This is a genomic window from uncultured Ferrovibrio sp. (assembly GCF_937960835.1).
Lineage (GTDB): Bacteria > Pseudomonadota > Alphaproteobacteria > Ferrovibrionales > Ferrovibrionaceae > Ferrovibrio.
Genome location: NZ_CALGPC010000006.1, coordinates 334486 through 354396, shown reverse-complemented (window position 1 = coordinate 354396; position 19911 = coordinate 334486). Strand labels below are relative to the sequence as shown.

General features: G+C 64.4%; 18 protein-coding genes and 1 riboswitch. Of the genes, 5 read left to right on the top strand and 13 right to left on the bottom strand.

Going from position 1 to position 19911, the window contains the following annotated elements; translation table 11 throughout:
* Window positions 1-28 precede the first annotated feature (28 nt).
* Entirely contained in the window at window positions 29-1270 is a 1242-nt protein-coding gene (gene hutI / locus Q0603_RS06060) for an imidazolonepropionase (protein WP_298723529.1), read from the bottom strand.
* A gap of 67 nt (window positions 1271-1337) precedes the next feature.
* On the opposite strand from hutI, the gene Q0603_RS06055 reads away from it, so the two are divergent.
* Window positions 1338-2720, top strand: coding sequence for a formimidoylglutamate deiminase (locus Q0603_RS06055; RefSeq protein ID WP_298723528.1), 1383 nt, complete (start codon window positions 1338-1340; stop codon window positions 2718-2720).
* Here Q0603_RS06055 and argE read toward each other — a convergent pair.
* The 8 genes from argE to epmA all read right to left on the bottom strand — a co-directional run bounded on the left by argE (window position 2697) and on the right by epmA (window position 11127).
* A complete protein-coding gene (gene argE / locus Q0603_RS06050; protein WP_298723525.1) occupies window positions 2697-3905 on the bottom strand; it encodes an acetylornithine deacetylase in 1209 nt (402 codons plus the stop codon). The two genes, Q0603_RS06055 and argE, sit on opposite strands and share 24 nt — an antisense overlap.
* Window positions 3906-3996: 91 nt before the next feature.
* On the bottom strand, window positions 3997-4623 hold the full coding sequence (gene folE / locus Q0603_RS06045) for a GTP cyclohydrolase I FolE (protein WP_298724209.1): 627 nt from the start codon (window positions 4621-4623) through the stop codon (window positions 3997-3999).
* Between the two features lie 70 nt (window positions 4624-4693).
* The gene (apaG, locus tag Q0603_RS06040; RefSeq protein WP_298723522.1) at window positions 4694-5101 is read right to left on the bottom strand and encodes a Co2+/Mg2+ efflux protein ApaG; all 408 of its coding nucleotides are present in this window, start codon (window positions 5099-5101) and stop codon (window positions 4694-4696) included.
* Window positions 5102-5286: 185 nt separating this feature from the next.
* Complete coding sequence (locus Q0603_RS06035) at window positions 5287-6339, bottom strand: OmpA family protein (RefSeq protein WP_298723519.1); 1053 nt, start codon at window positions 6337-6339, stop codon at window positions 5287-5289.
* Window positions 6340-6504: 165 nt separating this feature from the next.
* The gene (gene metZ / locus Q0603_RS06030; protein WP_366132449.1) at window positions 6505-7731 is read right to left on the bottom strand and encodes an O-succinylhomoserine sulfhydrylase; all 1227 of its coding nucleotides are present in this window, start codon (window positions 7729-7731) and stop codon (window positions 6505-6507) included.
* Between the two features lie 71 nt (window positions 7732-7802).
* Window positions 7803-7882: riboswitch (SAM riboswitch) on the bottom strand.
* A 114-nt stretch (window positions 7883-7996) separates the two neighbouring features.
* Window positions 7997-9325 (bottom strand): hypothetical protein, encoded by a 1329-nt coding sequence (locus Q0603_RS06025; protein ID WP_298723517.1) that lies wholly within the window; start codon window positions 9323-9325, stop codon window positions 7997-7999.
* A gap of 81 nt (window positions 9326-9406) precedes the next feature.
* Window positions 9407-10084 (bottom strand): extensin family protein, encoded by a 678-nt coding sequence (locus Q0603_RS06020; RefSeq protein WP_298723514.1) that lies wholly within the window; start codon window positions 10082-10084, stop codon window positions 9407-9409.
* The gene (gene epmA / locus Q0603_RS06015) at window positions 10063-11127 is read right to left on the bottom strand and encodes an EF-P lysine aminoacylase EpmA (RefSeq protein ID WP_298723511.1); all 1065 of its coding nucleotides are present in this window, start codon (window positions 11125-11127) and stop codon (window positions 10063-10065) included. Before epmA ends, Q0603_RS06020 begins: the two co-directional genes overlap by 22 nt.
* Before the next feature lie 141 nt (window positions 11128-11268).
* Here epmA and efp point away from each other — a divergent pair, with 141 nt between their 5' ends.
* Entirely contained in the window at window positions 11269-11841 is a 573-nt protein-coding gene (gene efp, locus Q0603_RS06010) for an elongation factor P (RefSeq protein WP_298723508.1), read from the top strand.
* Window positions 11842-11940: 99 nt separating this feature from the next.
* On the opposite strand, the gene Q0603_RS06005 is transcribed toward efp, so the two are convergent.
* Window positions 11941-12960 carry a DUF2955 domain-containing protein gene (locus Q0603_RS06005; protein WP_298723505.1) on the bottom strand — a complete coding sequence of 340 codons (1020 nt, stop codon included), beginning with the start codon at window positions 12958-12960 and terminating at the stop codon, window positions 11941-11943.
* Between the two features lie 10 nt (window positions 12961-12970).
* Window positions 12971-14083 carry an HlyD family secretion protein gene (locus Q0603_RS06000; protein ID WP_298723503.1) on the bottom strand — a complete coding sequence of 371 codons (1113 nt, stop codon included), beginning with the start codon at window positions 14081-14083 and terminating at the stop codon, window positions 12971-12973.
* Between the two features lie 114 nt (window positions 14084-14197).
* Here Q0603_RS06000 and Q0603_RS05995 point away from each other — a divergent pair, with 114 nt between their 5' ends.
* The gene (locus Q0603_RS05995; protein ID WP_298723500.1) at window positions 14198-15106 is read left to right on the top strand and encodes a LysR family transcriptional regulator; all 909 of its coding nucleotides are present in this window, start codon (window positions 14198-14200) and stop codon (window positions 15104-15106) included.
* Between the two features lie 15 nt (window positions 15107-15121).
* On the opposite strand, the gene Q0603_RS05990 is transcribed toward Q0603_RS05995, so the two are convergent.
* Window positions 15122-15556, bottom strand: coding sequence for a helix-turn-helix domain-containing protein (locus tag Q0603_RS05990; protein ID WP_298723497.1), 435 nt, complete (start codon window positions 15554-15556; stop codon window positions 15122-15124).
* Between the two features lie 315 nt (window positions 15557-15871).
* Between Q0603_RS05990 and Q0603_RS05985 the strand changes: the two genes are divergently transcribed.
* Window positions 15872-16333 carry a (2Fe-2S)-binding protein gene (locus Q0603_RS05985; protein ID WP_298723493.1) on the top strand — a complete coding sequence of 154 codons (462 nt, stop codon included), beginning with the start codon at window positions 15872-15874 and terminating at the stop codon, window positions 16331-16333.
* Window positions 16334-16353: 20 nt separating this feature from the next.
* Window positions 16354-18558 carry a xanthine dehydrogenase family protein molybdopterin-binding subunit gene (locus tag Q0603_RS05980; RefSeq protein WP_298723489.1) on the top strand — a complete coding sequence of 735 codons (2205 nt, stop codon included), beginning with the start codon at window positions 16354-16356 and terminating at the stop codon, window positions 18556-18558.
* A 61-nt stretch (window positions 18559-18619) separates the two neighbouring features.
* On the opposite strand, the gene Q0603_RS05975 is transcribed toward Q0603_RS05980, so the two are convergent.
* On the bottom strand, window positions 18620-19792 hold the full coding sequence (locus Q0603_RS05975) for an MFS transporter (RefSeq protein ID WP_298723486.1): 1173 nt from the start codon (window positions 19790-19792) through the stop codon (window positions 18620-18622).
* Window positions 19793-19911 lie beyond the last annotated feature (119 nt).

The following is a 19911-nucleotide window of genomic DNA, read 5'->3' as shown; positions in this document are numbered from 1 at the left end:
TTGCGCCACGATCATGCCCGGCCGATGGTTAATGCGACAGGCCCCGCCCGCCGAACACCACCTGGCGGCTGGGATTCAGGCCGATCTGATAGGCGAGCGCGGCCGGGCGGTCGATGTCCCAGACCACAAAATCCGCCCGTTTTCCGGGTGAAAGTACGCCGCATTCCGCCTCCAGCCCCAGCGCCTTGGCAGCGTTGCGGGTCACACCCGCCAGTGCCTCTTCCGGCGTCAGGCGGAACAGCGTGCAGGCCATATTCAGGATCAGCAGCAGCGAGCTGATCGGCGAGGTGCCGGGATTGCAGTCCGTGGACACCGCCATGGCGACGTTATGGCGGCGCAGCGAATCAATGGGCGGCAGCTTGGTCTCGCGCAACACGTAAAAAGCGCCGGGCAGCAGCACCGCCACGGTACCGGCAGCGGCCATCGCCTTCACGCCCGCTTCATCGAGATGTTCGAGATGATCGGCCGACAGCGCGCCATATTCCGCAGCCAAAGCCGCGCCGTTGAGATTGCTGAGCTGTTCGGCATGCAGCTTGACCGGCAGGCCATGCGCTTTCGCCGCCTCGAAAACACGCCGCGTCTGCGCCGGCGAAAAACCAATGCCTTCGCAGAAGGCGTCGACGGCATCGGCAAGACCGGCTTTGGCTGCGGCTGGAATGATCTCGTTGCAGACGAGGTCGATATAACCGTCGGGATTGTTGTGAAACTCCGGCGGCACGGCATGGGCGGACAGCAAGGTGGTCTTCACCTGCACCGGAAAACGCTGCCCCAGGCTGCGCGCAACCCGCAGGGATTTGAGTTCGTTTTCCAGATCGAGGCCGTAGCCCGATTTGATTTCGACGGTGGTGACGCCTTCAGCCAGCAACGAGCGCAGGCGCGGCGCGCTTTGCTTCATCAGCGCGTCTTCGCTGGCAGCGCGGGTGGCGGTCACCGTCGAGCGGATGCCGCCGCCGGCCCTGGCGATCTCTTCGTAGGTCGCGCCGTTCAGCCGCAACTCGAATTCATGGGCGCGGCTGCCGCCATAGACCAGATGCGTGTGGCAGTCGATCAGCCCCGGCGTGATCCAGCCGCCGCCGAGATCATGCACCACCGTGGCCGGGCCGATCTGATCACGCGGCAGATCCTTATCCGGCCCGATCCAGGCGATGCGGCCATCGCGCACGGCGATGGCGCCATTCCGGATGGCGCCGAAGGGCGCGCCGCCGGCCTGTTGCGCCGGCAGCATGGTGGCGATGTCGGTCTGGCGCCAGACGCTGTCCCAATACTGCATGTGGGCTGTCCCTTTCGTTCCGGGCCGGCTTCTGCCAACTTATATATACAAGTTGGGAGACCCCGTCATGCGCCGCTTCCTGTTGCGCCATGCCCTGCTGCCGGATGGCTGGCACGACAATGTTCTGGTCGAGGCCGGCGAGGACGGCACCATCGCCTCTGTTGCGCCGGATCAGCCCGCCGCCGACGGCGCTGAACGCCTGAATGGCCCCGTGCTGCCCGGCCTGCCCAATTTGCATAGTCATGCCTTCCAGCGCGCCATGGCGGGGCTGGCGGAACGCTCGGGCCCCGGCCAGGACAGTTTCTGGACCTGGCGCGAGACGATGTATGGCTTCGCCGGCAAGCTGGCACCTACCGATATCGAAGCCATTGCCACGCAGCTTTATGCCGAGATGCTGCAGGCTGGCTATACGGCAGTGGCCGAGTTTCATTACCTGCATCACCAGGCTGATGGGCAGCCGTATGGCGATGCGGCGGAACTGAGCTGGCGCATCCTTTCTGCCGCCGAGGCCAGCGGCATCGGACTGACACATCTGCCGGTGCTGTACCGCTATGGCGGCTTTGGCGAGCGCGCGCCGCAGGAGCGCCAGCGCCGCTTTCTGCATGATGCCGATGCCTATCACCGCCTGCTGCAATCGCTGGCCCCCGCTTTCAAGGGCCGTGCGGATCGCAGGCTGGGCATCGCGCCGCATTCGCTGCGCGCCGTCTCGCCCGCACTTCTGCGCGATGCCGTGGCGATGCTGAACGATATCGATGCCGCCGCGCCGATTCACATCCATATCGCCGAACAGACCGCCGAGGTGGATGACTGCATCCAGTGGTCGGGCCAGCGACCGGTGCAATGGCTGCTGGCGCAGGGGCTGATCGATGTACGCTGGTGCCTGGTGCATGCCACGCATCTGACGGCAGAAGAAACATCCGCTCTGGCCGCTTCCGGCGCGGTGGCGGGCCTTTGCCCCAGCACCGAAGCCAATCTTGGCGACGGGCTGTTCCCGGCCATCGATTATCTCGCCCAGAAAGGCCGCATCGGCGTCGGCTCCGACAGCCATATCTGCATCGATGCGGCGGAAGAATTGCGGCTGCTGGAATACGGCCAGCGCCTTGTGCATCGCGGCCGCAATCTGCTGGCGGGCGAGCCGAATTACTCCACCGGCCGCCGTCTGTTCGATCTCGCCTGCCAGGGCGGCGCGCAGGCGCTGGGCCTGAAGATCGGCGCAATCGCGCCGGGCTTCCGCGCCGATTTCGTGCTGCTGGATGCCCAAGCGCCGGTGCTGGCCGGCAAGCGCGGCGATGCCGTGCTGGATAGCTGGATCTTTGCAGCGCAGCCGGTCTCGCCGGTCCGCGACGTCTATGTCGGCGGAAAACGAGTGGTGGAAGCCGGCCGGCATATCCATGCCGACCGGTTCGCAGCGGCATATCGCGAGACGCTACGCCGCCTGACCGAAGAATGACAGGTTGTCGGCGTCGCGGCAGAAGTCGATCAGGCGGCGCATGAAAGCCTCACCCTCGGCCACCTGCGACAGTTCGATATATTCGTTGGGCTTATGCGCTTCGCGGATATTGCCCGGACCGCACAGCACCGTGGAGATGCCGGCCTTCTGGAAGATGCCCGCCTCGGCGCCATAGGCCACCGCGAAGGTCTGGTTCTGCCCGGCGAGCTTCAGCGCCAGCGTCTCCGCCGGATTGTCGCCCTGCGGCAGCAACAGCGGCACATAGGCCAGCACGCGCGTCTCGATGGCGGCATCGACATGGATCCGGCGCATCTCGGGCAGCAGCTTCTCGGCCGCGAAACGCTTCACGGATTCGATCACTGCTTCGTCATGCTCGGGCTTGATGCTGCGCACGTCCCATTCGACGCGGCATTCCTTGGCGAGGATGTTGCGCGCGGTGCCGCCCTGGATCTGGCCCACGGTGATCGTGGTGTAGGGCGGCGTAAAGCGCGGATCGCAGTTTTCGGGCTTCTGGTATTCGCGCTGCAGACGGTTGATCTCCGCGATCAGTTCGGCCGCGTACTGGATGGCGTTGACGCCCTGATGCGTGGCGGAGGAATGCGCCTCCAGGCCATGCACGGTCGTCGAGCAGGCGCAGACGCTCTTATGCGCGTTCACCACCTGCATCTCAGTCGGCTCGCCGACGATGGCAAGCCGCGGCACGATGCCGGTCTTCTTGACGAAATCGACGATGCCATGCACGCCGAAGCAGCCGACCTCCTCATCGTAGGAGAAGGCAAAATGCAGCGGCACGCTGAGCGGCTTCGCCAGCATCTCGGGCAGCATGGCGAGGCAGATGGCAATGAAGCTCTTCATATCGGCCGTGCCGCGGCCGAACAGCTTGCCGTCGCGCTCTGTCAGCTTGAACGGATCGCTCGACCAGTCCTGGCCGTCGACCGGCACCACATCGGTATGGCCCGACAGGATGATGCCGGGCCGGTCCTTCGGTCCGATGGTGGCATAGAGATTGGCCTTCGTGCCGGTGGCATCGAAGATGCGCTCGCATTCCACGCCATGCTGGGCGAGGTAGTCGGCGATGGCATCGATCAGGGCGAGGTTGCTGAGCCGGCTGGTGGTGTCGAAGCCGACCAGCTTGGCGATCCATTCCAGCGAAGCGGCGCTGGGTTCCTGGGGAGATTTTGTCATTCAGCGGATTTACGAAAGGCCGGACGCGCCGTCAATGCGACATGGCGCGCCCTCACCTTTCCCGGTCTGAAACGCGCGATCGGGCCCGGCCTCAATCCTGGCCGCGCCCGATCGGCGTGCCGATCATGGTGAGGAATTCCTGCCGGGTGCGCGGATCGTCGCGGAAGGCACCCAGCATGCGGCTGGTCACCATGGTCACGCCCGGCTTGTGCACGCCGCGGGTGGTCATGCATTGATGCCCGGCCTCGATCACCACGGCAACGCCGCGCGGCTGCAGCACCGCCTGGATGGTGTTTGCCACCTGGGCAGTCAGCTTCTCCTGAATCTGCAGCCGGCGGGCATAGACCTCAACTACGCGGGCCAGCTTGGAGATGCCGACGACGCGCTTGCCCGGCAGATAGGCGACATGCGCCTTGCCGATGATCGGCACCATGTGATGCTCGCAATGGCTTTCCAGCCGGATGTCGCGCAGCACGACCATCTCGTCGTAGCCGTCGATCTCCTCGAAGGTGCGCTCAAGCAGAGCGACCGGGTCTTCGCCGTAACCGGCGAAGAATTCCTCATAGGACCGCACCACGCGATCCGGCGTGCCTCGCAGGCCCTCGCGGTCGGGATCGTCGCCGGCCCAGCGGATCAGCGTCCGCACCGCGGCCTCGGCCTCTTCGCGGCTCGGCCGCTCCACCTTCGCGACATCGTTGGCCTTGGCAAAGGCCTGCACGCTTCCGCTCTTCACTGCACCTGTCACCCTGAACTCCTTATTCTGCCGGCCCAGACTCTTTCGGGCCGGATCAATTCACGCGCCGCGCCTCGTGAGGGCTGTCCAGCGAAAAGGCGGGGATCGCGACATCGAACTCCTCGCCCGACTCGGTCACCATCCGGTAGGTGCCGACCATGAAACCCGACGGCGTCGGCAGCGGCGTGCCGCTGGTGTATTCGAAACTCTCGCCCGGACCGAGCACCGGCTGCTCGCCCACCACGCCCGGCCCGCGCACTTCGTCGATGCGGCCGCGGGCATCGGTGATCCGCCAATAGCGGCTGCGCAACTGCACCGTCTCGGTCCCGCCATTCTCGATCTTCACGTTATAGGCCCAGACGAAATAGCTCTCGTCGGGCGAAGACTGCTCTTCCAGGAAGATCGGCTGCACGGTGACTTGGATGTTGCGGGTCGTCTGCTGATACGTCGTCTGCTGATACATCGTCCTTCCGTTCGCGCGCCTTACCACCCTGACGCGGCCCGCTGCCAATAGTAGGAGCCGGACCGCGAATGTCCAGCCAAGCGAGGTGCAGATGAAGGCGCAGCGGCTCTTTACGGGATACCGAAAATGGCAACGGCCGCCCCAGAGGGACGGCCGTGCCGGAAAACCCGATAAGGGTCGATGACTTACTTGCGCAGATACACTTCGGCGCGGCGGTTTTCGTCGTTGCGGACGCCGTCGGCGGTCGGAACGCGCGGACGGGTTTCGCCGAAGGCCGCGGTCTGGATCTGGTTCTGGCCGATGCCCTTGCTGCGCAGGTAGGCGGCGACGGCGTCGGCGCGGCGCTGCGACAGGCGCTGGTTATAGGCCTCGTTACCCGAACGGTCGGCGTGGCCTTCGATGACGACGTTGGTCATGCCGGTGGCGCGGAAGTCGGCGATGGCGCGGTCAAGCACCTGAGCGGCAACCGGGCTGATATCCGCGCTGTCCCAGGCGAAGAACACGACATAGGTCTCAGGCAGACGCGGCGCCGGGGCCGGAGCGGCGGCCGGAGCCGGAGCCGGGGCCGGGGCCGGCGCAGGCGCCGGAGCGACGGCCGGCTGCGGAGCCGGAGCCGGAGCGCCGAAGCGATAGGTCAGGCCGAGCATGACGGTGTGGATCTCGTTGCCGAGCTCGATGCCTGCCGCACCGGCGTTATAGTCGAGATCGCCGGTGTACATGTAGCGGTAGTCGGCGCTGACCAGCCAGTTCGGGGTGATCGCGTACCACAGACCGGCAATGGCCTGGGCGCCCCAGGTGTTGTCGGTGTCGCTGCCGCTGACGCCGTTGATGCTGCCGTCGAGCTTGGAGCGGACATAGCCGACACCGGCGCCCAGATACGGACTCCAGTTGCCCTGCGGCATGAAATCGTACAGCAGGTTGGCGAACACGGTGTAGGTGCGGAGATCGCCGCTGGCGGAACCGCCGCCATTGACGCCGTCGACGTCAAAATCGCGGATGCCGAATTCCAGTTCCGGGCGCAGGCCGTTGCCCAGCGCATAACCACCCTTCAGAAGGGCGGCCCAGCCGGTGTCAAACTCCAGGGTATTCACGGCGCCGGCGCCGTTGATATCGGCGTCCTCAATCCAGCTAGCACCGCCAGCGACGCCGACATAGGGACCCTGCGACTGCGCCAAGGCCGGAGCCGAGGCCAAGCCCAGCAGGGCGGCGCCGGTCAGCAAAGCGATACGAACATTCATGAGTGATCTCCTCAGAAGCATTTTTATGGAGCCCGGGGGGCTCAGCGGGTAGCCTCAACCAGAGGCGACTATAACAGCAGCCCCGGGCAACCGGGAAACCCTTCCGCCTGCCCGGGAGCGAAAATGCCGGGCTGTGGCATATCGGCAACAGAGGCTGCGGGCAGATCAGCTTAATTTATCAAGGGCCTGGACCAGATCCTCGATCAGGTCCTGAGCATCTTCCAGGCCGACCGACATGCGCAGCAGGTCCTCGGTGATCCCCAACCGTGCCTTCTCCTCTGCACTCAACCTCTGGTGTGTGGTGGTGCCAGGGTGGGTGATGAGGCTTTTGGAATCGCCCAGATTGTTGGAAATATCGATGAGATTCAAAGCATTGAGGAAACGGAACGCGCCCTCCTTGCCGCCCTTCGGGCAGAAGGCGACCATGTTGCTGCCGGCCTGCATCTGGCGCAGCGCCAGCGCATGCTGCGGGTGGTCGGCGCGGCCGGGATAGAGAACCTTGACTACATTTTTATGCGCGGCCAGAGCGTCGGCCACCTTGGCGGCGTTCTCGACATGGCGGGCGACGCGCAACTCCAGCGTTTCCAGGCCCTTCAGCAATACCCAGGCGTTGAACGGGCTGAGCGCCGGGCCGGTATGGCGCAGATAGGGCGACAGCTCATCCTCGATGAAGCTTTTCGGGCCGAGCACGACGCCGCCCAGACAGCGCCCCTGCCCGTCGATATGCTTGGTCGCGGAATAGACGACGATATCGGCACCGAGCTGCAGCGGCTTTTGCAGCACCGGGGTGGCAAACACATTGTCGATCACCAGCCGCGCGCCGTGGCGATGCGCCAGCTTGGCGACGGCTTCGATATCGATGACTTCCAGGGTCGGATTGGCCGGCGTTTCCAGGAAGACGACTTTGGTGCGCGGCGTGATCGCCTTCTCCCACTGCGCCAGATCGGTTCCATCCACCATCGTGGTCTTGACGCCGAAGCGCGGCAGCAGGTCATTGACGATATAGGCGATCGAGCCAAACACCGCGCGCGATGAGACAAGCTCGTCGCCGGCCTTCAGCTGGCAGGTCAGCGCTGCATTCACAGCAGCCATGCCGCTGGCAGTGCCGCGGGCTGCTTCAGCGCCTTCGATCAGCGCCATGCGCTGCTCGAACATCTGCACGGTGGGATTTTCGTAACGGCTGTAGACGAAGCCCGGCGCCTCGTTCTTGAAGCGCGCTTCGGCTGCCTCGGCATTGTCGTAGCAGAAACCGGAATTGAGGAAGATCGCTTCCGAGGTCTCGCCATGCTGCGAACGGTTGGTGGCGCCGCGCACCATCCGCGTCGCCAGCCGCCAATTGCGCTGATCCTTTTTACGCTGATCCGTTGCCTTGCCGCCCGCCATCTCGTTCATCGTCGTCTCGTCCTCGCGCCGGGCGGCGGCGGGCGGGGCATCAAAAAACCCCGGCGCCGCAGGCCCGGGGTTTGTCCAACCACCCGACCTTTTAGCGGTTTGTTTTACGTGGTCCGCAAGCCGGTCGGCTCAAATCACCACGATGATGGGTCAGCGTGATACGGCGCGGCCGCGCCGCCGTCAAGCAGAAACGATGATCACGCATGGCACACATGCGTGATGCGCAGGCCGATGGAATACCGGATTTCCATGATAGCGCCGCATCTTACTCCTTGAATTCGGCACGCTCGGGGATGCGGTTGAAAGCGATCTTGGCGCCCATGAAACCTTCGCGCTCGGCCGGCAACTGGCCGATGGCGACCGTGTCCCTGCCGAATTTCGCATTGAGCTGATCGAGCACGCCGGACAGCTTGGCGCGCGTCTGGGCAACCGAGATATCGCGCTCGAAGCCCGAGCCGCCGCCAAACAGATCAAGCGTCGTTTCCGTCTCGGCGATCAGGTCATGCAGCACGATGCCGACCTTCTTCAGCCTACGCCCCCTCTCCTCCTGCCGCAGGCGGCGCCACAGGCGGCTGACGCCATCGAGGATGACGAAATTGTCCTGCGTCTCGGTCAGGCGGAAGGTATCGGCCCAGCGCTCGCCATTCTCGAACCGCACGCTGACATCGACCTGACGCGCAAAGAAGCCCATGCGGCGCACGCGGCTGCCGGCTTTCGCCGCCAGGCGCCGCACCACCAGTTCAGCCGCGCCGAGGCTGCGCAGATCGGGCGGCAGGACATGGCTGTGGCTGATGCTGCGGCGGCCCTGCGCGACCTCCTGCAACTGCCGACCATGCAGCCGCGCCAGGAAATCCTCGCCCGCAACGCCGCCCCAGATCCGCCGCGCATCGCGCGCAGACAGGTTCCACAACGTCTCGATCGTATCGATTCCGGCCTGGCGCAGGCGCGTTTCCATATTGGCGCCGATACCCGGCAGATCGCGCAGTTTCAGCTTGAACAGCGGCCCGGGCAGATCTTCGGCGCGCAGCACCACCAGGCCGTCGGGCTTCTGCATGTCGCTGGCGACCTTGGCGAGATAGGCATTCGGCGCGATGCCGATGGAGCAGCGGATGCACTCGCCGAGATTGTCGAGCAGTCCCTGCTTGATGCGCTGCGCCAGCACCACCGCTTCGGCCTCCAGCCGCTGCGGCCCCATCAGGCGGCAGGCCATCTCGTCGATCGACCAGACCTTCTCCACCGGGATATGGCGGTCGACCTCATCCAGAATCCTGTGATGGAAATCGACATAGACATCATGGCGCGCCGGCACCAGCGCGATGTCGGGGCATTTCTGCTTGGCTTCCCAGATCGGCGTGCCGGTCTTGATGCCGAAGGCTTTCGCTTCGTAGGAGGCCGCGATGGCGCAGGTGGTATCGGTCATCACCGGCACCACGGCGACCGGCCGGCCGCGCAGCCGCGGCTGGAGCTGCTGCTCCACCGAGGCGAAATAGCTGTTCAGGTCGAGATAGAGCCAGCCCAGCGAGGAGGCTTCCCAGGTCTTGCGGCCCGAGGCTCGGCTTGGCGCTGGCGGATTATGGGGCGGGGCACGATCCATGAGCGAGTCTCATCAAGAGACTCTAGCATTGGAGAACAAAAAATCAACAGAAAGCGCTTATAGACGAAACATGGCCGCGTGTTATCCACCGCAGCGTGGCCAGGGTCCGATATCCCAATGGAAATGATCCTGATGGTTGGCGTCGCCATTGGGCCCGAGCACGACGGAGAAATAGCGGCAGGCCTGGCGGCTGACATTGCGGAGATACTCGCCGATGGCGCCGCGCGCGCGGAAATGATCCTTCACCGACAGCCGCGTGCCGTCGCTCAAGGTGAAGCCCCAGATGTCGAAGGCACGGCCATGGGCATGCTCGCTCAGCCGCCCGCCGCCCCCCGTCATCCGGCGGCAGGTGAAGCCGCCGGCATGATTGACCTGCCCCAAAGGCCGGCCGAACAGGCGCTGTGCCTCAGGCTGCAGCACTGTCTGCTCGAACTGCATATAGCGCAGCGCCATCGGACAGGTCATTTCCACCGGCAGATTGAGCGGCACCGTGGTGCGGGTGAGCTTCACGCCATTGACCAGGGTACAGCCGTTCTTGCCCGGCTCGGCCTGGGCAATCAGTTCGAACTGCGCGCCGGTGGCGGCGAGATCGTTCAGGCAGGCCGACTGGATCGCATCGCGGTTGGGCCACATATGCATGCCCGGCCCCGGCTGCGGCGCGGGCATCGGCACCGGCGGCAGAGCCGCCTGGCGCTGCGCGCAGCCGGCGGCCATCAACAGGATGGCGATGACCAACCCTATTCGGCGACCGGCAGCCACAACACCTCCTCAATCCGGCTGGCGCCGGTCAGCAGCATCACCAGCCGATCCACGCCCAGCGCGATGCCGGCGCAGTCCGGCAAGCCATGCTGCAAGGCAATGATGAAATCTTCGTCAATCGGATAATCGTAGCCGTAAAGCCGCTTCTTCAGCGCCATGTCGGCTTCGAAGCGGCGGCGCTGCTCGGCGGCATCGGTAAGTTCGGAAAAGGCATTCGCCAGTTCCACGCCGCAGACATAAAGCTCAAACCGCTCGGCCAGATGCGGCGCGTCTTTCTTCGGCCGGCTCAGGGCCGCCATGTGGATCGGGTAATCGTAGAGGATGCAGGGCACTTCGAGGCCAAGCTGCGGCTCGACCTTTTTCAGCGCCACGCGGAAATACAGATCGTCCCAGGAATCGCCCGCATCCACCCGCACGCCGATACGGGCGCAGGCCTCGCGCATGGCCGCGAGATCAGGATGATGCGGATCGGCGCCGATGCAGGCCGCCAGATCGAGCTGCGCATAGCGGGCGAATGCTTCGTGCACGGTGAGATACTGCCAGGGCCGGACGATATCGGCCTCGCGTCCCTGCCAGCGCAGGAACCGCTGGCCGGTGACCGCGCCGACGGCATGCAGCAGGATTTCGCAATCCTTCATGATGGCGCGGTAATCGGCCTTGGCCCGGTACCATTCCAGCATGGTGAAGGCCGGATGATGCATTGCTGCCCGCTCGCCGTTGCGAAAAACGGGCGCAAGCTGGAACAGCTTCTCTTCGCCCGCCGCCAGCAGCTTCTTCATGGCGAATTCGGGCGAGGTGTGCAGGTAAAGCGGCCGCGTCGTGCCGTCGGGATGTTCCAGCGTCGTGACGAAAGCCTTCAGATGCGGCTCCAGCCCGGGCGAGATCTGCAGGGCGGGCGTCTCGACCTCGATGAAGCCCCGGCCCGAGAAAGTCTCGCGGATCGCCCGCAGCACGGTCTGGCGGACCAGCAGGTTGGGGCGACGCCGGGCATAGACGTCCGGCCGCCACCAGGGGATACCGCCATGCTGCCTTCCGGATTGCATATTTGGCCGCGACTCGGGTTGAGAAGGTATACCCGACCTGATAGTTTCCGCCCGGCTTTTTCGCAAGCGCGGTCTCACAAGCTGCGATCCCAGCAGCGCTGAGAGGCCGAGAACCGCGCAAATCGTTTCGGAGAGACATGTATGGCCAAGGTGAATGCCAACCAGCTCCGCAAGGGCAATGTGGTTGAGATCAACAACAAGCTCTATGCGGTGATCACGGCGCAGAATATCCAGCCCGGCAAGGGTACGCCGGTGACCCAGCTCGATCTGCGCGATCTGGCGACGGGGCTGAAGACCACTGAGCGCTATCGCACGACCGAGGCGGTCGAGCGCGTCTTCATCGACACCCGCGAATTCCAGTATCTGTTCACCGAAGGCGATCAGGCCACCTTCATGGACATCGAGAATTACGAACAGATTCAGGTTCCGCTCGACGTGATCGGCGACCAGGCCGTGTGGCTGCAGGACGGCATGCATGTCGAGATCAGCCTCTATGAAGGCCGTCCGGTTTCGGTCGAACTGCCGCAGACCGTGACGCTGGAGATCACCGAGACCGAGCCGACCGTGAAGGGCCAGACCGCGTCGTCGTCGTACAAGCCGGCGATCGTCTCCAACGGCCAGCGCGTGATGGTGCCGCCGCATATCACCGCCGGCGTGCGCATCGTGATCAACATCCAGGAAGGCGGCACGTATATCGAGCGGGCCAAGGACTGATCATACCTCGCATCATCGCCAAGCATTACAGCGCCCCGCCGGTTTTCTGGCGGGGCGTTTTCTTTTTTGGCTACGACCCGATTGGCCGGGCTCAGGTTTTCAGGCAGCCACTTCCCAGCGTGTCCGGGGAAAGCGATTGAGCAGGTAGTGCAGCAACGAGATGAAGACCAGCATCACCGAGATGGAGACGACGACGGACACGCCGCGATAAAGCGAATTGCGGATCAGGTCATCGGTCGGATTCAGCAGTCCATAGAGAATGGCCAGGGCCGTCACCGCAGCGAACCCCCGTCCGGGGCCGGTCCTGTCCCGCGCGTGATCAACACTGAACCACAGCAGGCCAGCGAGATAGGCACAGGCGGTCAGCGGCCAGAAGCTTGTGTAGGACGAGACCAGGAGCTGGATCAGCACCGCATGGACCGATCCCACGACGGAGCCGACAAGCCGTGAGCGCCCGGCATTCCAGATGCCGTCATGAGTCATGCCCAGCAGGATGAGGACCGTCGCCATCTGCGCGCTGAGCGAGTCGCTCATTTCGAACAGCTGGAAGAAGATGAAGGAGCCGGTCGCGCCGAAAGTGCACAACAGGATGAGATGCCGGCGCTGGGCTGCCGAACGCGGCGGCGGAATGCGGGGCGGACGGGGCTCGGCATCCGGAAACAGCGCGAAGGCCAGCACATAAAGGACAACGCTGCACGTCAGGGCGCCGCCGGCGCCCCAGAACAGCTCTTCCCAGGCCATTTCCGGATAGGGGTAGCTGCCGTAATGGACCAGCCCGCTGCATACAGCAAGCGATACCGCCCCATACATGAACAGCTTGCGCGGACCTGTCATCAGCACGAAGCAGACGATCACAAAGCCCAGATAGGCCGCCGTCATCGCCACCGGATAGGCGGACAGCACGCCTACCATGATGCCGGCAGCGATCATGCCGGTCGGTGCGCTGGCCAGAAACTGCAGGGCAATATGCCGGTCATAGGCCGGCGCCAAGCCGATCAGAACCAGCGGATAGACGGCGTAGTAGACGACATAAGACCAACCAAACAGCGTCGCCAGGGCCCAGCCGACAAAGCCGCCGAAGGCCATGCGGCAGGCCATCCGCCAGTCATTGGCGCTCATGAGAGCAAAATCAGTAGACATAACGCACCAGGGCAATCAGCCGGATCTGGGCCTCGGCGAGCATGCGGGCGATGGGAGAACCGCCTGGCACGAGCTGCACCGTTGCGCGCGATCCGCTGACAAGCCTCGGCGGATCATTCAGCTGGACATTGACCCGCACGCGCTGGGCGCGGCGGATCCAGCGGTCGGTCTCGACGGTCTGGACCAGGGTGCCGTCGGGATTGACCTGCCCTTGCGCGATGCCGGCGTCGATCGAGGCAACATGCCCCTCGAAGAGACGTCCGGGAATGGCATCGAAGCTGACGAGGGCCTGATCGCCGACCTGCACCCGTGCCAGCGCCTTCTCGCGAAAGTCGGCGGCGATAGTCGGCTGCAGGCCGACGACGGCGAGAACAGGCGTGCCGGAGGAGATGTAGTTGCCCGGCCGCAGCCGCATGTTGGTGATGATGCCGTCTTCGGCGAGGACAACCTTCGTCTGCCGAAGGTCCCGTTGGGCAAGCGCGAGCTTGTTGCGGGCCTCACGCAGATAGAGATTGTCGGGCCCCTCCTCGCCGCGGAGCACGAGACTTGCCCGCAACCGTGCCTCGGCAACGCCAAGGGCTGCGCGGGTTTCATCGCGCCTGGCTATCGCTGCATCGGTAGCAGCGAGCGAGACAGCATTGCGCTTGCTCAGTTCCACCATGCGATTTGCCTGGCGCCTCGCCTCCTCGGCGGCCGCCCTCGCGCTGGCGACGGCAGCACGGGCCTCGGCGATGTCGGCATCACGCTGACGGATCGTCTGTTCCGCCTGTTCGACCGCCAGTTCTGCGGCGGTGACCGCCAGCTCGTAGCGGGTGGGATCAATCTCGAACAGGACCTGTCCGGCCTTGGCGGGCTGGTCATTGGTAACATGGACCTGGACGACGGTACCGGAGACTTCCGGCGCAACCCGGATCGTGTCGTAGAGCACCCTCGCCTCGGGCGTTACGGGCATGAACTGATCGGCCACAACTATGTAGAGGAGCAGCGCTGCTCCGGCCGCCACCGTGCTGTAGACGCTACGGCGGAAACGCTGCTCTGGCGTCAGGGCGGGACGGCGGAGGCGCTGCTCGGGGGACAGGGCGGGCGCGGGAATATCGGTCATGGTTCTTCATTCGCTGGTTCAGCTTCATTTCGCGGCGGATATCAGGCACCCGGCCGGCGTCTTGTAGGCACGGCCGCTTGAAGGCATCCTTCCGAAAAATGGAAGGATCGCAGCGTGATTGATGACATCGGGGATCTACGCCTGTTCCAGCGTATCGTCTCTGCAGGCAGCCTTTCTGAAGCGGCCCGACGGACCCGCAGCTCGCTGCCCGCGGTCAGCCGGCGGCTTGCGGCGCTGGAAGATCGCCTCGGAGTGCGGCTGATCGAACGCGGTTCTCGCCGTTTCACCCTGACCGATGAAGGAACCTTCCTGCTCGAGCGGGCCGAGGCCATCCTGCGCGCGCTCGATGACACCGAGACCGAGCTCATGGCCCGGGCCGGTCATCCCCGCGGATACCTGCGCGTGGGCGCGCCGCTGGAGATCGGCCGGAACCGCATCGCGCCGCTGATCGCAGAATTCTCGGCGCAATATCCGGAGATCAGCATCGAACTGGTGCTGAGTGACGCGCCCGTCGACATTCTTGAAGAGGAAATCGACATCGGGCTCTATCTCGACGAGCCAAGCGACGGAAGCCTCATTGCCCGGACATTAATCCGTAGTCTGAGAGTCATTGTCGCGTCTTCTCGCTATCTCGCCGCTTATCCTCCCATCGAACGCCCCGAGGACCTTCTCAACCACGACTGCGCCCGGCTGGCGCGCGGCCGGCGGATCTTCGATGGCTGGAAATTCGAGGAGAACGGCCATGTGCGGGAGATCCGGGTCAGCGGCCGGCTGCTCTCGAACAATGCCGAAGTCATTCATCAATGGGCGGTCGACGGGCATGCGGTCGCCTGCAAGGCATTGTGGGACGTGGAGGACGATATCCGGTCCGGCCGGCTGGTGCGCCTGCTCCAAGCCTATGAATGCGACCGGATCAATCTTTATGCAGTCTATGCCTCACGCGCCCATCTGCCGCCGCGGATGAGACTGTTTCTCGACTTCATCGCCGAGCGCATGAAGTCTTCTGAACCTTATGTGCCGTAACCCGCCGGCAGGCCGTTAACCCGCCTTGGCAGCGGACTGGTCATCGCTGCCCTGCCGGGCATGCGCCTGACCGTCGAAAGCGCGCCGCGATGCCGCGACGTCATCGACATGGCGGATGGCCCATTCCCACACGCCGCACAGGGCTTCGGATAATTCAACTCCGGATTTGGTCAGCGCATAATCGACCCGCGGCGGCACCTCGGCATAGACCTGGCGGGCGACGACGCCATCGCGCTCCAAAAGGCGCAGCGTCTGGGTCAGCATCTTCTGGCTGATGCCATCCAGCCGTTCACGCAAGCGTGAAAAGCGCATCGGGCCGCGCTCGTAAAGCTCGTCCATCACGCGCAGGCTCCATTTATCACCAAAGCGCACCATCAGATCGCGCACCAGATCCTCGGCCTCCTTGGTGATTTCGCAAGCCGGCGGGACGGACGATTTACCCTCTGTCATCGCACGCTCCAACGATTCCGTTCGACCCAATGGTTTCCTCAAAGTGCCTATGCATCCTTCAAGGTGCCTAATTGATTGCGATTTCAAAGCGACGTCAGACTGTAATCATCGTCACAGATATGAGCGCCGCAGCCGCATCGTCTGCGACGATTTTCGTGCCATGATCTTTGCACTGAGACGGCGACCATTGCCTTGGCCAAGCCGCAGCATACTTCGCTTGATCTCAGCATAGAGGCGGAGCAACCGCCCTGCCATTTCCGTACAACGCAAACCCAGACTGCTTTTCTGCCTCACCGCCCCAAGTGGAGGGACACCATGGCTGTAAATTTCACGCTGAATGGCCAACCAGTTTCGTTGGATGTCGACCCTGATATGCCTTTGCTTTGGGCAGTACGCGACGAAATCGGGCTTACGGGTTCGAAATTCGGCTGCGGCATGGCCCAGTGCGGCGCCTGCACCATGCATGTGGATGGCGAACCCGTCCGCTCCTGCTCGACGCCCCTGAGCGCCGTCGAAGGGCAGAGCGTCACCACCATCGAAGGACTGCAGGGCAAGGTCGCCCAGGCGGTGCAGGATGCCTGGGTGAAGCACGAGGTCGCACAATGCGGCTATTGCCAGTCCGGCCAGATCATGTCGGCGGTGGCCCTTCTGTCGTCCAACACCCAGCCGAGCGACGACGACATCAACGAAGCGATGCAAGGCAACATCTGCCGCTGCGCGACCTATGTTCGCATCCGCAGCGCCATCCACGACGCCGCCAAGACGCTGCGCGCCTGAACCAGAGCGAGGCACCGACAATGACCGAGCAAAGCAAGTTCACTCTGCCTGAAGCCGACCGCCGCCGTTTCCTGCAAGGCAGCGCTGCTGCCATCGCCGGACTGGTGATCGGTTTCCACTGGGCGCCGCGCGGCAAGGCCGCGGCCGCCGCCGTCACCGATGGCAGCATCAAGCCGCTTGGCGAGACGATGAATGCCTTCATCCGCATCTCGCCCGACAACACCGTCACCGTGCTGTCGAAGCATCTGGAAATGGGCCAGGGCACCTACACCGGCCTTGCCACCATCGTGGCCGAGGAACTGGATGCCGACTGGTCGCAGATCCGCACCGAAGGCGCGCCCGCCAATGCGGCGCTTTACGCCAATTCGGCCTTCGGGACGATCCAGGGCACCGGCGGCAGCACCGCGATTGCCAATTCATTCGAGCAGCTGCGCCGCGCCGGCGCCACCGCGCGCGCCATGCTGGTCGCCGCTGCAGCAGCGGAATGGAAGGTGCCGCCCGGCGAGATCACCGTCTCCAAGGGCGTGGTCAGCCATGCCGCCTCGAACCGCCAGGCGACTTTCGGCGAACTGGCGCAGGCCGCTGCGCGACAGATGCCGCCGACCGATGTGACGCTGAAAGACCCGAGCGAGTTCACCCTCATCGGCAAGAACGTGCCACGCCTCGATGCGCGCCCGAAAAGCAACGGCACGGCGCAGTTCACCCTCGATGTGAAACAGCCCGGCCAGCTTACTGCCGTACTGCAGCGGCCGCCGCTTTTCGGCGCCAAGGTGAAGCGTTTCGACGCGACCAAGGCCAGGGCGGTGCCCGGCGTGACGCATGTGGTGCAGATCGACAATGGCGTCGCCGTCGTAGCGAAGAATTTCTGGGCCGCCAGCAAGGGCCGCGAAGCCCTGGAGATCGAATGGGACGATTCCGCCGCTGAGAAACGCAGCACGGACGAGATCCTGGCCGAATACAGGACTCTCGCCAAAACGCCCGGCAAGCCGGCACGCAAGCAGGGCGATGTCGATGCCGCCTTTGCCAAGGCGGCCAAGGTAGTCGAGGCGACCTACGACTTCCCCTATCTCGCCCATGCGCCGATGGAGCCGCTGGACTGCGTCGTCAGGCTGACGGCGGACGGTGTCGAAATCTGGGCTGGCGATCAGTTCCAGACCGTCGATCAGGCGAATGCCGCGCGTATCCTCGGCATCAAGCCCGAACAGGTGAAGATCAACACGCTGTTCGCCGGCGGCAGCTTCGGCCGCCGCGCCACGGTGCAGTCGGATTACATCGTCGAAGGCGTGCAGATCGCCAAGGCGATCAACGGCGAAGCGCCGGTGAAGCTCGTCTGGACCCGTGAGGATGATATCCGCGGCGGCCGCTATCGCCCGATGTATCACCACAGCTTGGCTGCGGCATTGGATGCCAATGGCATGATCATCGGCTGGCGCCATCGCATTGTCGGCCAGTCGATCATGGCCGGCACGCCGCTGGAACCGGTGATGGTGAAAGACGGCATCGACCACACATCGGTGGAGGGCGCCGCCAACCTGCCCTACGACATTCCCAATATGAGTGTCGAGCTGCACTCCACGCAGGCCGGCGTGCCGGTTCTGTGGTGGCGCGCTGTGGGAAGCACGCATACGGCCTTTGCGACCGAAGTCTTCCTGGACGAGATCGCGCAGGCCACCGGACAGGATCCGCTCACCCTGCGGCGCCGCATGCTGAACCGGCATCCGCGTCATCTCGGTGCGCTGGACCTCGCCGCCGAGAAGGCCGGCTGGGGCAAGCCGCTGCCGGCGGGCCGCAGCCGCGGAATCGCCGTGCATGAATCCTTCAACACCTACGTGGCAGAGGTGGCAGAAGTATCATTGCAGCCGGATGGCAGCTGGCGCGTCGAGAAGGTGGTCGCGGCGGTGGATTGCGGTATCGCGATCAACCCAAACATCATCACGGCGCAGGTGGAAGGCGGCATCGGTTATGGGCTGACGCCGGTGCTGTATAACGGCATCACCCTGAACAAGGGCGCAGTCGAGCAGTCGAACTTCCATGATTACGAAGTGCTGCGCATCGACCGCATGCCGGAGGTGGAGGTGCATATCGTGCCCTCCAACGCAGCGCCGACCGGCATCGGCGAACCGGGCGTGCCGCCGCTGGCTCCGGCTGTCGCCAATGCCCTGATGGCGGCGACCAGGCAGAAGTTCCGCTCGCTGCCGCTGCCATCGAAGATCACTTCGGCCTGACGGCCATCCAAACTATCGGAGAAGCCCGCGGCGCAACCCGCGGGCTTCTTTCATGAGGCCGCTATGGCTGCGGCGGCGCGAAAACCAGGTTGTCGCGCCTGTGCCAGAGCATCAGCGCGCAGGCGCCGCCAACCAGCGACAGCGCTGTCATCGCCCAATAGATCGCGCCGCCGCCCCAGGCAAAAATCGGCCCGACCGCAAGCGTCGCCAGCGCCAGCATGGCGCTGTTGCCGGCGACATAAAGCGTCTGCGCCGTGGCCGAGTCACTCGGCGTCACGCCGTCCGACAGCAGCCGCATCGCGCCGATATGCGCCGCCCCGAAAGTGGCGGCATGCAGCACCTGCAGAATTGCGAGCAGCAGATAGTCTTCCGCCTCCGCCGTGATGCTCCAGCGCAGCAGGCCGCCGGTGGCCGCGATCAGCAGCAAACCCGTGCCGCCAAGCCAGGCCGGCACTCTTTGGGCAAAGGCGAACAGCACGATCTCGGCCACCACGCCTTCGGCCCAGAGCCAGCCGATGGCCGCATCGCTATGACCAAGACTGCGCCAGTGCAGCGTGCCGAAGGTATAGAAGGCGGCATGGCTGGCCTGCAGGCAGGCAGCAGCGCCCATGAACAGCAGAAAACGCCGCGAACGCAGCAGGCGGAAAGCCGGCGCGCCGACGCGCGGCTTGTCCAGCGGCAGGCGCAGATCGGGCAGCAGATGAGCGCCCAGCACCAGAGCCGTGTAGCCGCCCAGCAGCAGCACGAAGATCCAGTCGGCATCGCGGCCTTTCAGCCACAGACCGGAAAGATAGGCGGCGCAGAGAAAGCTGATGCTGCCCCACAGCCGCATGCGGCCGTAATGCAGTCCGTGCCGCGTGGATGCCAGCAAGGCGATGTTGTCGCTGAACGGCGTCACCGGCGCCCAGGCCGCGCAATGGACGACCCACACCAGCAGCATGGCGGCAAAACCATCCACCCAGCCGAGCAGCGCGAAGCTGGCGAGGCTCGCCCAGGCGAGAAGGATCAGCGCCGTCTTGCGCCGTCCGCTGCGGTCGACCACATGCGCCGCCATCGGCCCGGCCAGCAGGCGCATCAGGATGCCGACCGACAGCATGATCGAGATCTGCGTCGGCGCCAGACTGCGCGACTCGAGCCAGACTGCGAAAAACGGCAGATAAACGCCGGGGACAATAAACAGCGCGGCGAAATGCAGGCTGATTCGCCATGCCATGCCGCGCGACTCGATGGTCACCTTGCACTCCTCCTGCCCAGAAAACGGGCAGCCAAAAACTGTTTACAATTTTGCGGCAACAGTGTTTACAATTCTTCCATATGCGGCACGAAGGAACACTAATCCGCAGCCGCAGAAGT

Bases quoted from the DNA above. Each gene is read 5' to 3' on its own strand.
- hutI (WP_298723529.1), bottom strand. From the start codon at position 1,270: ATGCAGTATTGGGACAGCGTCTGGCGCCAGACCGACATCGCCACCATG.
- Q0603_RS06055 (WP_298723528.1), top strand. From the start codon at position 1,338: ATGCGCCGCTTCCTGTTGCGCCATGCCCTGCTGCCGGATGGCTGGCAC.
- argE (WP_298723525.1), bottom strand. From the start codon at position 3,905: ATGACAAAATCTCCCCAGGAACCCAGCGCCGCTTCGCTGGAATGGATC.
- apaG (WP_298723522.1), bottom strand. From the start codon at position 5,101: ATGTATCAGCAGACGACGTATCAGCAGACGACCCGCAACATCCAAGTC.
- Q0603_RS06035 (WP_298723519.1), bottom strand. From the start codon at position 6,339: ATGAATGTTCGTATCGCTTTGCTGACCGGCGCCGCCCTGCTGGGCTTG.
- metZ (WP_366132449.1), bottom strand. From the start codon at position 7,731: ATGAACGAGATGGCGGGCGGCAAGGCAACGGATCAGCGTAAAAAGGAT.
- Q0603_RS06025 (WP_298723517.1), bottom strand. From the start codon at position 9,325: ATGGATCGTGCCCCGCCCCATAATCCGCCAGCGCCAAGCCGAGCCTCG.
- epmA (WP_298723511.1), bottom strand. From the start codon at position 11,127: ATGCAATCCGGAAGGCAGCATGGCGGTATCCCCTGGTGGCGGCCGGAC.
- efp (WP_298723508.1), top strand. From the start codon at position 11,269: ATGGCCAAGGTGAATGCCAACCAGCTCCGCAAGGGCAATGTGGTTGAG.
- Q0603_RS06005 (WP_298723505.1), bottom strand. From the start codon at position 12,960: ATGAGCGCCAATGACTGGCGGATGGCCTGCCGCATGGCCTTCGGCGGC.
- Q0603_RS06000 (WP_298723503.1), bottom strand. From the start codon at position 14,083: ATGACCGATATTCCCGCGCCCGCCCTGTCCCCCGAGCAGCGCCTCCGC.
- Q0603_RS05990 (WP_298723497.1), bottom strand. From the start codon at position 15,556: ATGACAGAGGGTAAATCGTCCGTCCCGCCGGCTTGCGAAATCACCAAG.
- Q0603_RS05985 (WP_298723493.1), top strand. From the start codon at position 15,872: ATGGCTGTAAATTTCACGCTGAATGGCCAACCAGTTTCGTTGGATGTC.
- Q0603_RS05980 (WP_298723489.1), top strand. From the start codon at position 16,354: ATGACCGAGCAAAGCAAGTTCACTCTGCCTGAAGCCGACCGCCGCCGT.